General features: G+C 61.6%; 13 protein-coding genes. 3 read left to right on the top strand and 10 right to left on the bottom strand.

Annotation, left to right across the window (positions count from 1 at the left end; genetic code table 11):
- From sufC to NKJ37_RS05450, 5 genes are all read right to left on the bottom strand, one after another.
- Positions 1–756, bottom strand: coding sequence for a Fe-S cluster assembly ATPase SufC (gene sufC, locus NKJ37_RS05470; RefSeq protein WP_352720369.1), 756 nt, complete (start codon positions 754–756; stop codon positions 1–3).
- 33 nt (positions 757–789) lie between these two features.
- Positions 790–987, bottom strand: a complete 198-nt coding sequence (locus NKJ37_RS05465; protein WP_352773107.1) for a hypothetical protein — start codon at positions 985–987, stop codon at positions 790–792.
- On the bottom strand, positions 984–1,226 hold the full coding sequence (locus NKJ37_RS05460; protein WP_352773104.1) for a hypothetical protein: 243 nt from the start codon (positions 1,224–1,226) through the stop codon (positions 984–986). Before NKJ37_RS05460 ends, NKJ37_RS05465 begins: the two co-directional genes overlap by 4 nt.
- Before the next feature lie 8 nt (positions 1,227–1,234).
- Positions 1,235–2,752, bottom strand: coding sequence for a Fe-S cluster assembly protein SufB (sufB, locus tag NKJ37_RS05455; protein WP_352673843.1), 1,518 nt, complete (start codon positions 2,750–2,752; stop codon positions 1,235–1,237).
- Positions 2,753–2,940: 188 nt separating this feature from the next.
- Positions 2,941–4,104, bottom strand: coding sequence for a cysteine desulfurase family protein (locus tag NKJ37_RS05450; RefSeq protein WP_352673845.1), 1,164 nt, complete (start codon positions 4,102–4,104; stop codon positions 2,941–2,943).
- A gap of 236 nt (positions 4,105–4,340) precedes the next feature.
- Here NKJ37_RS05450 and NKJ37_RS05445 point away from each other — a divergent pair, with 236 nt between their 5' ends.
- Positions 4,341–5,015 carry an alpha/beta hydrolase gene (locus NKJ37_RS05445; RefSeq protein ID WP_023669128.1) on the top strand — a complete coding sequence of 225 codons (675 nt, stop codon included), beginning with the start codon at positions 4,341–4,343 and terminating at the stop codon, positions 5,013–5,015.
- Positions 5,016–5,036: 21 nt separating this feature from the next.
- On the top strand, positions 5,037–5,687 hold the full coding sequence (locus NKJ37_RS05440; protein ID WP_352440138.1) for an FMN-binding negative transcriptional regulator: 651 nt from the start codon (positions 5,037–5,039) through the stop codon (positions 5,685–5,687).
- A gap of 11 nt (positions 5,688–5,698) precedes the next feature.
- On the opposite strand, the gene NKJ37_RS05435 is transcribed toward NKJ37_RS05440, so the two are convergent.
- Genes NKJ37_RS05435 through NKJ37_RS05425 form a run of 3 tightly spaced genes read right to left on the bottom strand, consistent with a single transcriptional unit; the run spans position 5,699 to position 8,521 of the window.
- A complete protein-coding gene (locus tag NKJ37_RS05435) occupies positions 5,699–6,529 on the bottom strand; it encodes a phosphatase PAP2 family protein (RefSeq protein WP_352673846.1) in 831 nt (276 codons plus the stop codon).
- A 45-nt stretch (positions 6,530–6,574) separates the two neighbouring features.
- Entirely contained in the window at positions 6,575–8,218 is a 1,644-nt protein-coding gene (locus tag NKJ37_RS05430) for an ArnT family glycosyltransferase (RefSeq protein WP_352773101.1), read from the bottom strand.
- 48 nt (positions 8,219–8,266) lie between these two features.
- Positions 8,267–8,521: a hypothetical protein gene (locus tag NKJ37_RS05425; protein ID WP_128303258.1), complete on the bottom strand. Its 255-nt coding sequence runs from the start codon at positions 8,519–8,521 to the stop codon at positions 8,267–8,269.
- Between NKJ37_RS05425 and tyrS the strand changes: the two genes are divergently transcribed.
- Entirely contained in the window at positions 8,508–9,761 is a 1,254-nt protein-coding gene (gene tyrS, locus NKJ37_RS05420; RefSeq protein ID WP_352773099.1) for a tyrosine--tRNA ligase, read from the top strand. The genes NKJ37_RS05425 and tyrS overlap by 14 nt on opposite strands.
- A 13-nt stretch (positions 9,762–9,774) precedes the next feature.
- On the opposite strand, the gene NKJ37_RS05415 is transcribed toward tyrS, so the two are convergent.
- Together NKJ37_RS05415 and NKJ37_RS05410 are read right to left on the bottom strand one after the other, a co-directional pair.
- A complete protein-coding gene (locus tag NKJ37_RS05415) occupies positions 9,775–11,508 on the bottom strand; it encodes a restriction endonuclease (protein WP_352773096.1) in 1,734 nt (577 codons plus the stop codon).
- A 92-nt stretch (positions 11,509–11,600) separates the two neighbouring features.
- Positions 11,601–14,981: a hypothetical protein gene (locus tag NKJ37_RS05410; RefSeq protein ID WP_352773093.1), complete on the bottom strand. Its 3,381-nt coding sequence runs from the start codon at positions 14,979–14,981 to the stop codon at positions 11,601–11,603.
- Positions 14,982–15,032 lie beyond the last annotated feature (51 nt).

Below are 15,032 nucleotides of genomic sequence, written 5' to 3'. Positions count from 1 at the left end.
TCACGCGGCTTCGCCGATCACGCCGGCATAGCCATTGGCTTCCAGGTCGAGCGCCAGCGACTTGTCGCCTGACTTGATGACCTGGCCCTTGTAGAGCACGTGCACGGTGTCGGGCACGATGTGCTCAAGCAGGCGCTGGTAGTGGGTGATGACCAGGAACGCCCGGTCCGGCGCGCGCAGCGCGTTGACGCCGTCGGAAACGATCTTCAGCGCATCGATGTCGAGGCCGGAATCAGTCTCGTCGAGCACGCACAATTTCGGCTCCAGCAGCTTCATCTGCAGGATCTCGGCGCGCTTCTTCTCGCCGCCGGAGAAGCCGACATTGAGCGGCCGCTTGAGCATCGCCATGTCCATGCTGAGCGAGGCGGCGGCTTCCTTCACGCGCTTCAGGAATTCCGGGATCTTCAGCGGCTCCTCGCCACGTGCCTTGCGCTGCTCGTTCATCGCCACTTTCAGGAATTCCATGGTCGCAACGCCCGGTATCTCCATCGGATACTGGAAGGCGAGGAAGATGCCTGACGTGGCGCGCTCGGCCGGATCCATTTCGAGGATCGACTGGCCGTTGTAGAGGATGTCGCCTTCGGTCACTTCATAGTCCTCGCGGCCGGCGAGAATGTAGGACAGCGTCGATTTTCCCGAGCCGTTCGGCCCCATGATCGCGGCGACCTCGCCGGCTTGCACCGTCAGGGTCAAGCCGCGGATGATTTCGGTGCCGTCATCGACGATGCGGGCGTGCAGGTTTCTGATTTCAAGCATTTCTATTCGTCCTGTCCGTAGCCGTCTGCCCGGCTAAACTCGATTTAACAACTGCTTCAGGGCTTCCCAAAGCCCGGGCCAAAAGCCATCCGGCGAATAGGCGGCGACGAGCCAAGCAACGCCCATCGCGCCCAACCACAACGCCAGTTCCAGACCCGCAGACCAACCGTTCATCCGATCCCGCAGATAGACGTGCTTTTCTGTGGATACGCGTTTGGGCGGCTTTGTCACCCCACGCTCCCGCCATCAGCTCTGCTCGGTGTCCTCGGTTTCATCCGGCCAATGTAACGGAACAGAACAAGGGCAGCAAAAAAGCAAAAAGCACCCATGGCGGAAACAAAGGCGCCAGCCTGCTTCAAACCCGAAAAACCCCAGATAGAACCAAAAAGCGCCACCACCGCGCCTGCGATCGCCAGAAACAGCGCTATCGCCAATGAGCCTACCAATACGTTTCCCAAGGCCTTCAGCATTTTCTCAGTTACCCAACGCTACCTTCCAGCGAAATACCGATCAGCTTCTGCGCTTCGACCGCGAATTCCATCGGCAGTTGCTGGATGACGTCCTTGACGAAGCCGTTGACGATCAGCGCGATCGCTTCCTCTTCGGGAATGCCGCGCTGCATGACGTAGAATTTCTGGTCCTCGGAAATCTTCGACGTCGTCGCTTCGTGCTCGAACTGCGCCGTCGAATTCTTGGCTTCCATGTAGGGCACGGTGTGCGCGCCGCACTGGTCGCCGATCAGCAGACTGTCGCAGTTGGTGAAGTTGCGGGCGTTGGTCGCCTTGCGATGCGCCGAGACCTGGCCGCGATAGGTGTTCTGCGAGAAGCCGGCGGCGATGCCCTTGGAGATGATGCGGCTCGACGTGTTCTTGCCGAGATGGATCATCTTGGTGCCGCTGTCGACCTGCTGATAGCCGTTCGACACGGCGATCGAATAGAACTCGCCTTGGGAATCGTCGCCGCGCAGGATGCAGCTCGGATATTTCCAGGTGATCGCCGAGCCGGTCTCGACCTGCGTCCACGAAATCTTGGAGCGGTCGCCACGGCAGTCGCCGCGCTTGGTGACGAAGTTGTAGATGCCGCCCTTGCCCTCGGCGTCGCCGGGATACCAGTTCTGCACCGTCGAATATTTGATCTCGGCATCGTCGAGCGCCACCAGTTCGACCACCGCGGCGTGCAACTGGTTCTCGTCGCGCTGCGGCGCCGTGCAGCCCTCGAGATAGGAGACGTAGGCCCTCTCCTCGGCGATGATCAGCGTGCGCTCGAACTGGCCGGTGTTCTTCTCGTTCATGCGGAAATAGGTCGACAGCTCCATCGGGCAGCGCACGCCCTTGGGCACGAAGACGAACGAGCCGTCGGTGAAGACAGCCGAATTCAGCGTGGCGTAGTAATTGTCGGAGGTCGGCACGACCGAGCCGAGATACTTTTTCACCAGTTCCGGATGCTCGCGGATGGCTTCCGAGATCGAACAGAAAATGACGCCGGCCTGCGCCAGCTCCTTCTTGAAAGTGGTGACGACCGAGACGGAATCGAACACGGCGTCGACAGCGACGCGGCCCGACTTGTAGACGTTATCGCTGACCTCCTCGAGCTCCGAGGCATCGGTCTTCTGCACACCGGCAAGGATTTCCTGCTCCCGCAGCGGAATGCCGAGCTTTTCGTAGACCTTCAAGAGTTCGGGATCGACATCGCTGAGCGAGGTCGGGCCGGGCGTGCTCTTGGGCGCCGCATAGAAATAGATGTCCTGGAAATCGATCTTCGGATAGTGGACGCGCGCCCAGGTCGGCTCGTCAAGCGTCAGCCAGCGGCGATACGCTTCCAGACGCCATTCCAGCATCCAGGACGGCTCGTCCTTCTTGGCCGAAATGAAACGGATGATGTCTTCGCTGAGGCCCTTGGGGGCCTTGTCCATCGCGATTTCGGTCTGGAATCCGTATTTGTATTGGTCGACGTCGATCTTTCGGACCCGATCGATCGTGTCCTGCACAGCAGGCATATGCGTTCTCCATCCACGCCGGGGTCAAGGCCCGACAGTTTTCAAACTATGGCACCGCCAAAATTGAACGCCAAAGAAGCGCTAGCGGCAGCGTAAGTTTCATATAGTGCGCTTCGACCGGAAATTCACCCGGCCAGCATGAAACGCACGGCTCTACCAGGCCGAAAGGCCCGAAATTGTCCAACCGCTCACGCGGCCTTTTCCCTATCCGCCCTGCGTGCAGCGATTCCCGTCAGCGCAACGCGAAACAACTCGATGTCTTCCGCGCCGGTCGCAGGCCCGATCGACACGCGCAAGGCGCCGAGGCTGTCACCGTATCCCATGGCTTTCAGCACATGGCTCGGTCCGACCTTGCCCGACGAACAGGCGGAGCCGGCCGACAGCGCTACACCGGCCAGATCGAAGGCGATCTGCGCGGTTTCGGCTTTGACGCCCGCAATAACGAAGAATGCCGTATTGGCAAGCCTTGGCGCACCGGTTCCGAAGATTTCCGCGTCCGGCACCAGCGATTTGACGATGGCCTCGACTTCGTCGCGGCGCTGGCGCACCGCATCCATTGCCAGCAATCCGGCCAGGGCCTCGCGGGCGGCCGCGCCAAAACCGGCAATGGCAGCGAGGTTTTCGGTGCCGCCGCGATGGCCCTTCTCCTGGCCGCCGCCATTGATCAACGGCTTCGGCATCATCAGATCCGAAGCGGCGACGATGGCGCCGACGCCCTTGGGGCCACCGATCTTGTGCGAGGACAGAATCAGATAATCGGCGTAACCAGCTGATAGATCGATCGAAACACGCCCGGCGGCCTGCACGGCGTCGACAATGAGGATACCGCCCGCCGCCTTGACAATCCCGGCGATGCGATCGATCGGCTGGATGACGCCGGTTTCGTTGTTGGCGGCGTGGATGGCGACCAGCGGCAGGCCTTCGCTCTTGTCATGACCGCCGAGCGCCGACTCCAAGGCGCCGAGATCGGCGATGCCGTTGGCGTCGACGCCGATCCGGGTGAGCTGCGCTGCCGGGAAGTGTCCGCCGTTCAACAGGCAGGGATGATCGGCCTCGGACACATAAAGTCGGCTCATGCGCACGGTGCCGCGCCCCATCCGCCAGTCGGGTGACAGCAGCGTCGAGGCTGCTTCCGTCGCACCGGAGGTGAACACGACATGCTCGGGCTTGGCGTTGACCAGTGCAGCAACATCACGCCTGGCGGTTTCGATCATACGGCGGGCCGCCCGCCCCTCGGCGTGAACCGATGACGGATTGGCGGCGACGTCAAGCGCCCCGACCATAGCTTCGCGGGCCGCGGCAAGCAGCGGCGCACTGGCATTATAATCGAGATAGGCGCGTTTTGCGGCCATTTTCGTCCGTCAAGTCCCGTCAGAAGCCATTCCGATGTCGTATGGCGTTATTTCCTTGAAATTCCAAGGCGAGCCGTCCTATTTACGCGGCTTGCGGCGCGGGTGGCCGGGCTCAATGTCTTGCCACCCAGTTTTGAACAATTCTAAACTAGCTTCTAAGAAGACGCTCGCCCTGCGTCAAGGCCAGAGGAAACGTTCCAGGCACCGCGCGTTCGTATTACCAAGTGGAGTATTTTATGCCTGAGGTCATTTTCACCGGTCCTGCCGGCCGCCTGGAGGGTCGCTATCAGCCTTCCAAGGAAAAAAGCGCGCCGATTGCCATCGTCCTGCACCCGCATCCGCAATTCGGCGGCACGATGAACAACAAGATCGTCTACGACCTCTTCTACATGTTCCAGAAGCGGGATTTCACCACGCTGCGCTTCAATTTCCGCGGCATCGGCCGCAGCCAGGGCGAGTTCGACCACGGCACCGGCGAGTTGTCGGATGCCGCCGCGGCGCTGGATTGGGTGCAGTCGCTGCATCCGGATTCCAAGAGTTGCTGGGTCGCCGGGTACTCCTTCGGCTCCTGGATCGGCATGCAGCTTCTGATGCGCCGGCCGGAAATCGAAGGCTTCATCTCGATCGCGCCGCAGCCCAACACCTATGATTTCTCGTTCCTGGCGCCCTGCCCGTCATCGGGCCTGATCATCCATGGCGATGCCGACAAGGTGGCGCCGCCGAAGGATGTGCAGGGCCTGGTCGACAAGCTGCACACGCAGAAGGGCATCACCATCACGCAAAAGACGTTGCCCGGCGCCAACCATTTCTTCGCCAACGATGCCGACCTGCTGCTCGAGGAATGCGCCGACTATCTCGACCGCCGGCTGGCCGGCGAATTGTCGGATCCGCGTCCGAAGCGGCTGAGATAAACAAGAAAAGAACGGACGGCGATGTACGAGCCTCCTCATTTCAGGGAAACGCGGCCGGAAATCCTGCACGGGCTGATCCGGACGCATCCGCTGGGCCTGTTGATTTCCAACGGGTCCGATGGGCCGGTCGCCAACGCTGTCCCGTTCCTGCTCGACGCGGAAATCGGGCCTAACGGCAGGCTGCGCGCCCATCTGGCGCGGGCCAACCCGCAATGGCGCCTGCTGGCCGACAATCCGGCTTCACCGGTATTGATCGTCTTCCAGGGCAGCGATGCCTATGTGACGCCGTCCTGGTACGAGACCAAGCGCGAGACCGGCAAGGTGGTGCCGACCTGGAATTATGCCATCGTGCAGGTTCGCGGCACAGTCAAGGTGATGGATGACCAGGACTGGCTGGCGCAGCAGATCGCCGATCTGACGGCGTCGCAGGAAGGCGCTCGCCAAGCGCCCTGGGCAGTGACCGACGCGCCGGAGCCGTTCATCCAGTCGCAGATCAAAGGCATTATCGGGCTGGAAATCGAGATCAGCGAAATCCACGGCAAGTGGAAGGTCAGCCAGAACCGGCCGGTCGCCGATCGCGTCGGCGTTGCACAGGGGCTGGAAAGCGAAGACCACCAGTCGCCCGGCATGGCCGGCCTGGTCAGATCCTATGGCGGGCTGGACGGCAACTGAACTTCGAATGCTCAGGAAGCCTTCCTTCTCCGCCCAATCAGCCAAAACGTTGTCTTGCGGACCGGCAGTCCCGAAGGCATCGGCCGGAAGATGAAGCCGAGCCGGGCAAAGACCAGCCCGCAGGCCAGCGCGAAACCGCAGCCAAGGCCGAAGCCGGCGACGGTGTCGCTGGGATAGTGCGCGCCAACGAAGATACGGGTCGAGGCGATGCAGGCAGTGATCGCCAGGGCGATGTACCAGCGCCGCGGAAACAACAGCAAAGCGACCCCGAACACCGCGCCCATCGTCGTACCATGGCCGGATGGAAAGCCGGCGAAGCGCGCATCGAAAGCGAAGGGGTGCAGGGTAAGCACGCCAAAGTCCTCGTAATAGAGCGGGCGAGCCCGGCCAATCGCATATTTCAGCACATTGACGGCGATTCCCGACAGGCCGGTGGCGCACAGCACCAGAAAAGCCAGGCAGGTCCAGTTGTAGAGGAGCATCAGCGAGCGCCGGGAGAGGCTTCGCCAATCCGTCAGGTTCGCGGCGACAAGCAGAAGCGCCGACGGAATGAGATACCAGCCACCCAGGCCGAACTGGGTGAAAAAGTCGGCAGTCCGGGCAAATCCCGCCGACCACTTGCCGTGAAGCATTCCGGCCGGGGTGTCGAGACGAACAAACGCCGCCGCCGTCAGCAAAATCCAGACCAGCACCCAGACCGACCACAAAACGTTCGGGTATCTGGCCGGACGGGTGGCAAGGCGGCTTTTGGCGATCTGCATCGTATCGCGAAAATTGTCGAGCGACCGGCGCCCTACCCCAAGGAGCAGGCTCGAAACGGGCGGGCGTGATTTCACCAGCATAGGAAATTCGACCCTATTGTTGCCGTCATGGGCATCGGCGAGCCGTCACTGGGTTACACGATAGAGGCCGAGCGACAGCTTGTCTCCCGATGAATAGTTGAGGCCGTCGACCTCGGCAACGCGGTTCGCCGACTTGCCTTGCGCCGCCAGCAGCCCATTCAGTTTCTGCTCGTCGCCGACCTGCGCCAGCGCCAGGGCGCAGGCAGGATCGCCGAGCAGATGCTTGGCGACGCCATCGACATCGGTCAGGACGGTCTTGGTGCCGACCAGGAACACCAGACTCGGCTCGTGATATTCCGCCGAAGCGAGCACCGTGGTGTCGCAAGGCCTGTTGGCCTGGAACGCCGCCTCGATCGCCGGGCTCAGCCAGATCGGCTTCAGCGAAGGCGCGATGACGCCGAACAACAGCCCATAGGTGATGCCCGCGCAAGCCGCGACGGCGCCGATGCGAGGAAGCGGAACCTGCAACTCCCGCGAGAAGGCAAGGTAGCCCGCCCCCAGTGCTGCCGCGGCTGCCGGAATGCTCCACCAGGAGAAGGCGCCGGTGAGATAGATCGGCGCTCCGACGCAGACCGCCGCCAGACCAAGGCTGACCACGGCAAGACCGAATGCGGTCGACCACCACAACCAATCCTGCCAGCGCCTGAGCGGCGCATTCGCCTCCTGCGGCGGCAAGGTCAGCAGCCAGCCGATCAGCAGCGCCATGCCGGGATAGGCCGGCAGGACATAGTGCGGCAGCTTGGTCGGGATCAGCTCGAACACCAGCCAGAACGGAATGTACCAGGCGAGGCAGAAACGTAACCGGGGATCGTCGCGCAGACGGTTGAGGGCCTGCAGCCCGGCGCCAACCGCGATCAGACCGAACGGCCACATGAACAAGGAATAGGTCAGCATGTAGAAGCCCGGCGGCAGGCCGTGCGATTCCTCACCCGAGGCGACCTTGGCCATCATGTCCTTGCCGACGGCATCACTGAGAAAGGCGCCGCCGCTCTTCCAGGTGATGAGGGCGACCCAGGGCAGCACGATGAGCAGCACCAGGGCGACACCACGCACGAGCTTCAGCTTCAGGAGCCAGCGCCAGTCGCGCTCGAAGGCAAACAGGGCGGCGACCGTCAGCACCGACAGGAGCGGAGCCACCGGCCCCTTGATAAGGATTCCCAGGCCTTGAGCCGCCCAGAAGATCCACGGCAAATGGGCGGCCACCGGTTCGTTGCGGCGCGATGCCAGATAAATCTGGGCGAGCGCGCCTTGCGCCGCCACGCAGCAGGCCAGCAGCATGGCGTCGGTCTTGGCGTCACGGCCCTCGAAGGCTGTGGCGAAGATAGCCGCCATCATCAGGCCGGCGGCGAGACCGGCATTGGCCCCGAACAGCTTGGTGCCTGTCCAGGCAATGCCGACGACGGCCAAGGCAATGCCAAGCATGGAGACCAGGCGGTAGACCCAGATCGGCGCCGCCGCCCCCTCGCCGCTCAGCGCCACGGCCGCCGATTGCAGCCAGTAGATGCCGATCGGCTTCTTGTAGCGCGAGGCATCCTGAAAACGGATGTCGACATAGTCGGAGGTTTCGACCATCTGCTTGGTGGCCTGGACAAAACGGGATTCGTCCCGGTCGACGGGTGGAAGGCTCGCCAGTCCACTGAAAGTCATCAGCACGCTGAACAGAAAGAGAAAAAGATAGTTCCTGTTCATCGCGGAGCTTTCCGGATCTGATCTGCGGGATGGCCCCGTCGCGGCGCCTCAGGCCCTGCCCCTGCGCGGCGCCTCAATACGCCAGCCCAAACGACGAAGCAAGGATTCGCAAACGCCATCCGCGCGAGCTGCAAAACGGGAAACCACTTTTGCTGATCGCTGGATCTTTGTCTGGCGCGCGATCAGACGCAAAACCGGAAACCACTTTTGCTGATCGCGCTTGGATGCTAAACGCCCGCGTTCATGCACATCCGAGCCACAGCGGCCGGGCGCTTTCGGGAAAGAAACAATGTCCGCCTTCAAATCCGATTTCCTGCGCACGATGAGCGAGCGCGGTTTCATCCACCAGACTTCGGATGATGCCGGCCTCGACAATATCTTCGCCAAGGAGACGGTGACGGCCTATATCGGCTTCGACGCCACCGCCAAGAGCCTGCACGCCGGCTCGCTGATCCAGATCATGATGCTGCACTGGCTGCAGCAGACGGGTCATCGGCCGATCGCGTTGATGGGCGGCGGCACCTCGATGATCGGCGACCCGTCCTTCAAGGACGAGGCGCGCAAGCTTTTGACCCCGCAGGACATCGAAGACAATCTAGCCGGCATCCGCCGCAACTTCATGCCCTACCTCAAATTCGGCAGCGGTCCGAACGACGCCATCATGGTCAACAACGCCGACTGGCTGATGGAGATCAACTACGTCAATTTCCTCCGCGATGTCGGCCGTCACTTTTCCGTCAACCGCATGCTGGCGTTCGATTCCGTCAAGTTGCGGCTCGATCGCGAGCAGTCGCTGTCGTTCCTCGAATTCAACTACATGATCCTGCAGGCCTATGATTTCGTCGAGCTCTACAAGCGTCTCGGCTGCCGCCTGCAGATGGGCGGCTCCGACCAGTGGGGCAATATCATCAACGGCATCGATCTCGGCCGCCGCATGGAGGATGCGCAGCTCTATGCGCTGACGACGCCGCTGCTCACCACCTCGTCGGGCGCCAAGATGGGCAAGTCGGCTTCGGGCGCGGTCTGGCTCGATGCGGAGATGCTGAGCCCCTACGAATTCTGGCAGTACTGGCGCAACACCGAGGATGCCGACGTCGCCCGCTTCCTGAAGCTCTACACGACGCTGCCGCTGGACGAGGTGGCGCGGCTCGAACAGCTCGGCGGATCCGAGATCAATGAGGCCAAGAAGATCCTCGCCACCGAGATCACCGCCCTGCTGCACGGCCGTGCAGCCGCCGAGCAAGCCAGCGATACGGCGCGCAAGACGTTCGAGGAAGGCGCGCTCGCGGAGTCGCTACCGACCGTCGAGGTCGACAAAACGGCGCTTGAAACCGGCGTCGGTATCCTGTCGCTGCTGGTCACTGCCGGACTGGCGGCATCGAACGGCGAAGCGCGGCGGCATGTGCAGGGCGGTGCCGTGCGCCTGAACGACGAGCCTGTCAGCGACGAGCGCCGGCTGGTGACCTCGAAGGATTTGAGTCCGGAAAACGTCGTAAAGCTGTCTTTGGGAAAGAAAAAACACATTCTGGTGCGGCCGGCCTGAGGGCCGCCGTCCGTCAGCTATAATCGCGCAAGTTGAGTTCCTTGCGGGCCTCGCGCAAATCGATTTTCGCATTATACCCATGCCTCTGAAGAAGGTGCAGGAGGTTGGCCCCGGTAAAAAGTGTGATTGGCTTCCCCGCCGCGAATTTGTGCGCATCAGGGCCATAGTCAGCAGTTGTAATGAGGACACCGCGTGACGCGCCTTCGTGCTGCATAGTTCCGTATAAATCACGGACGGCTGCAACGCCGACTGTTCGAGTGTATCGCTTAGCCTGGATCACGATCTTCCCGCCAGTAATGGGGTCGGGATCGAAAGCTACAGCGTCAACTCCTCCATCATTGCTCGACTGCGTGACCTTTACCTCGCCTCCACGTGAAGCAAATTCCTTTTCGAAGAGTTCGCGAACGAGATGTTCGAAATCCTCCCAATCCATGGAGGCCAAATTCATCGCAGTATCAAGCGTATCCATAACCATGCGCGGGTCAATAAAACGCCTGTCTTCCCTGTTCAGAACCATAACGGGAGGGATGGGTGCCAGTGCTGCAAGTGAAGAAGCAGACACGCCCTTGAGGCTTTTGAAGCAAGCCTTCGGATCGACACGCCGAAGGTCAACTCTAAGGAAGTCCTCGCGGTTCACCAAAATCGACATGATACACGATGTCGTATCCCGACCTGTTGTCCGGTCGACGAACGTCGAAATGCCGTTGAACAATACACTTTGCAGATTGTCGGACTCGTCGGCCTCAAACAGTTCATGAATGGTTCGAAGGCAAATCTGGTAGCAGACTGAGTCATAGTTTGCCTTCTGCTCTTTCTCTGAGATATGGGTATCTTTCAGTTCGCCCGTCGCAGCGACGAAGCGAACGGATTTAACGACCGGCAGTTCATCTGGCGATGGCAACTGATATTCGAGCATCAAAGTTTTTGCGTCCGAGGCGTATTCAATTTCATAAGACTTTTCATACATTTCGTCATAATCTGAGGCATCGAGAACCAGCGTCGCGTGCTCTATGACCGCTTGCGGATCGCCATTTGCGACATTCGCGACCAAGGCATCGACACGTTGATTGGCCGCAGCCTGCCTTTCTAGAAATTCACGCCTCTGTCGCTGCGCAGTTGCTTCAAACTCTGCCTTTTCGGCTGTCCAATGGGCAATCGACTGATTAAGCTTGCCGGTCTCTCTCTGCTCCAAAGTATGCCAATCGGACTTCTCTCGCTCAAATCGCGCTTGGGCATCCGCTATCCGACGCTTTGCCCTACCGAATAAGTTGTCGAAGAATGAGATGTCTGGGGGTGTGAATTTGGGCTCGACATGCCTCCTGCGTTGAGGCATGGCCCTTTGAAAGGTCATTGGGCCATCATACAAGCTGTGGTCCTTGAGGGCATTCCAATTAACGCGGTCATTGACCGCAAGTGTATGAGTTAGAAGCCGATGCAGCCCTTCAAGCCGCACCGTTGCTTCAGCTGTATCTTGCTCGGCCTGATATTTGCTGGCAAATACTTTTCGCTTTCGGTGCTGCTCGTCCGCCCTTTCGTCCCATTGCTCCATCAGTGAGTCTATTTTGTGCTGAAGCATGAACAGCTCTGGCGCACTTAACTCCTTGTGCACATGGAGCAGCTTGTGTCGAAAGTCTATGTACCAACGCAGGATACGCGAGCCGTCTGCGCTGAATTTCGCGGTGAGCTCGCCGCTTTCGATATCGCTCTGATATTTTGAGCGCCAAGTAACGTTGGCCTCTTTTACCATTAGCTCTAAGTCCTCCCAAAACACGCCGATCTAACCGATTTTTGGCAGGACTCACAAGCACCAGTTTGGCAATATACGCGAACTGACCAAGCTCACCGGTACTCGAAGATCGACCTGAATATTCCAGGCGCGATCACCGACAGCGGATTGACGTCCAGCAGCGGCTTGTTGGCATTGCCCTTGAGCCGATAGGTGACGCCGATCAGGCCACGGTCGCGGCCATTGCCGAGCAGCGCGCCAACGATGGGCAGTTCGCCGAAGATGCGATTGAGGCCATAGACCGGCATGAACGTGCCGGTCATGTCCATGTTGTTGTTCTGGTCGTAGAGCGTGCCCTGGAACGTCGTCCCGATGCGCGGTCCGCGCAGCACGCCATTGGCCAGTTTCAGATAGCCGCTGCCCTTGTCGATCTCGGCGTAGCCGCGTTCGAACTTCACCCGCGATGTGTCCAGCTTGCCCTTGACCGCCTGATTGAGGCTGCGGTTGTCGCCGGCCGGCGTGGTCGAGACGATGGAGGCGAGTTTCGGTTCGTTGACGACGAAAAAGTTGCTGGTGTCGACCTTGCCCTTGAGCGATCCGTCGCTTGGCCCCGCCAGTGCGAGCGTGATCGCGCCGCCTTCCATATGCTCGTAGATGTTGAGGAATCTCAGGATGGCGCCGGCGTCCGCGGACTGCATGTTGAGCGTGCGCCGGCCGGCGCCAGTGGTGTTGCTGATCGATATGGCGGCGCCTGAACTTGCCGTGGCGCTGACCTTCAGCCCGTTCACCCGCGAGCCGGCCGCGCTGTAGTCGAGCTTCAGGTTGGACAATTGCTCGTCGTGGAAACCCGTCAGCCGGTCGACATCGGCGCTGACGGAAATGGCGTCGGAACCGGTGGTCTTGGTCGCCGTGTCGACGTCCGAGGTGAACTGCTTGATGAGCGAGCGGGCATCGAGCGCGTTGCCCGATATGTCGACCGCATAGCCCTTGCCGGACCGCTTCACCGACACGGCAACGTCGTCGCCCCTGTTCAAGGTGACCTTGCTGAACCGCGCCGACGACAAGGCGCCATTGACCAGCACGATGCTGCCGTCGACGGAGAACGTCTTTCCGTCGAGGTCGAAATCGGACAGCGTCATGGTCTCGCCGGACCTGGTCATGACGAAGGTGACCTTGGCGGGGACCCCTGCCCCCTTGCTCCAGCCCGCCCAGGGAATGTCCAGCCTGGCGTTGGTCAGGTCGGCCGAGACGTTCTGGTCGCCGCTGCCGTTCTTGTCGATCGCCACCTTTACCGTTCCGGCAAGCAGCGGCTTCAGGCCGGGCATGGCGGCGGCGCGGATCTTGTCGTCAAGCACCAGAGCCACCTTGCGGCTGCGCGCCGGCCCGTCATCCCTGAGCGGCTCTACCAGATCGAGTTCGGCCGGAATGCCGTTCAGCAATGCCTTGGCGGAGATCACCGCCTTCTCCGGATCGACCGTGATCGAACCGTCGGCATCCGTCACGATCTGGCCCTCGAAGGGCTTGGCCAAGGACATACCGGTGTAGTCGAGCGACACCAGCCAATCGAGCTTCGAACTGTCGACGCCCGACTGCAGCGGAATATCAGCCTTGACGTGGCCGGTGACGCTGCCCGACAGGTCTTCCGGCAGAATGCCGACATGGCGCATGGCGTTGATCGGCTCGTAGGATGCGAGTTCGGCGACGGCCGACGCTTCGCCGTCGACGTCGATATCGAGCGCGCCGACGACCGGCGGGCGGTTGGCCGCCTTGACGGTCAGCGTGCCGTTGCTGGCCGCCACGGTGCGGCCGCTGGGCATGTAGACGGTGCCCGAGGAGAGCGAGATATCGACATCGTTGCCGTGGAAACCGACGACACCGACCGCGTCGCGTATCGGCGGGATGCGGCCGGCGGTGTCGAAGCGCGATCCCTCGATCTGGAAGCGGCCGAACACCTCATCGGCCGAAAGCGGCACGCCGTTGCCGAGCCGGCCCGGCACCACCTGGAACTGAAGGTTGGCGTCGACGACACGGCCGCCGAACAGATTGGCCAGCACCCAGAGCCGGGCATTGCGCGCCGAAAACCACGGCCACAGCTGCTTGACGTGAGAGACCTGCATGTCGTGGATGTTGAACGCCAGATTGATCCCCGGCACTTTGCCGTCGACGAACGCCACGGCAGCGGTGCCAAGCACCTCGCCGGAGCCGGCGGACCGAAGCGCGATCTGCTCGGCGACCAGTTTGTGGCTCACCGTATTGTAGACCCCGGCAATCCGGGCGAGGAAGGTGAGCGCCGGCTCGGGCGACTCCGAAGGCGCAAGCGATGACCCGTCGCTGGTCAGGTCGTAGCGATAGGAGGGTTCTTCACCCACCGCTCCGCTTGCCGGCTTCGGCCCGATCGACCCGGCGAAATCGAATGTCGAGCGGCCGGTCTTCAGCAGCAATCTGTCGACCTGGATCTTGTTGCTGCCCGCAACCAGCGTCGCATTGATATCGACGTCCGCCGGCAGCAGTCCTCGCGTGCCGAGATCGAGGACAGAACCCGTCGACGACAAAGCGGCCGTCAGTCGCGATGCGTTCGCGCCGAACCCTTCCGATCCCATCAGCTTCAGCGCGACGGTTCCCAGCTTGCCGGCAGCGGCCGCCATGTCGCCGGTATCGGCCAGATCGACGCTCGCATCCAGTGCCGTGACGCGGTGCGCCGCGATATCGCGGGAGGCGGAAGCGGCAACGGTAGCCGTCCTGCCGTCGATGTCCGCCGTGGACGAGAACTGCATGCCGCCCGGGCCTGACTGCACGACGGTGGCGTCGGTGATCTTGACGAGCTTGATTGCTCCGGTTTCGGGCAGCACGAATTCGACATTGCGAAGGTCGATCCGGCGTAGCGAATCCTCCCGCACGGCATCGAGTGCGTGGTTGATGTTTCCGAACACCGCGGCGGACAGCTTCTCCGGATCGATGAGGCCGTCCCCATTGCGCAGGCCGGCGGTCCAGTCGCCGCCGGACGGCATCGCAGCCACGACGATGCGGGCATCCGAGATCCTGGCGCTGGTCAACCGCACATCCCCCCACAGCAGCGGGAACAGACGCACGCCGAAGCGCACGCGGCCGGCATCGGCCATCGGCTTGCCGTCCGATGTCTTCAAGCTGACGTCGCTGACCTGGAGCGCGATGAAACTCGAACCGTCGAGCGTGATGCGGGCAGGCCCGACCGCGACATTGACATCGACGCCCGCCAGTTTCTCGAGCGCCGTTTCCGCCTCGGTGCGAAGCCGGTCGGCTCCGATGCCGGAGGCGCCAACCAGATAAACGAGCATGGCGGCCAGCAGCACGAAAGCGACCAGACCGGCGAACAGTCGCGACAGGATGCGAAAACCGCGTCCGATCGACGCCTGACCGAGCGGCGGCACACGGCAGGCGGACGGAAAGGTCCCCAGGTCGGTGATCTCATCACGCCTGAACCGGATCTTCTCGTGCTGCGGTCGCTCCTGATCCACGCAATTTTCCGTTGTACGAACTCGATCGTGGACGAATCCCCGTCCGACACT

It is taken from the genome of Mesorhizobium sp. M0140 (assembly GCF_040322475.1).
In the GTDB taxonomy this organism is placed as follows: Bacteria; Pseudomonadota; Alphaproteobacteria; order Rhizobiales; family Rhizobiaceae; genus Mesorhizobium.
Note: the sequence above shows the minus strand (reverse complement) of the source record. Positions and strands in the feature narration are given on the sequence as shown.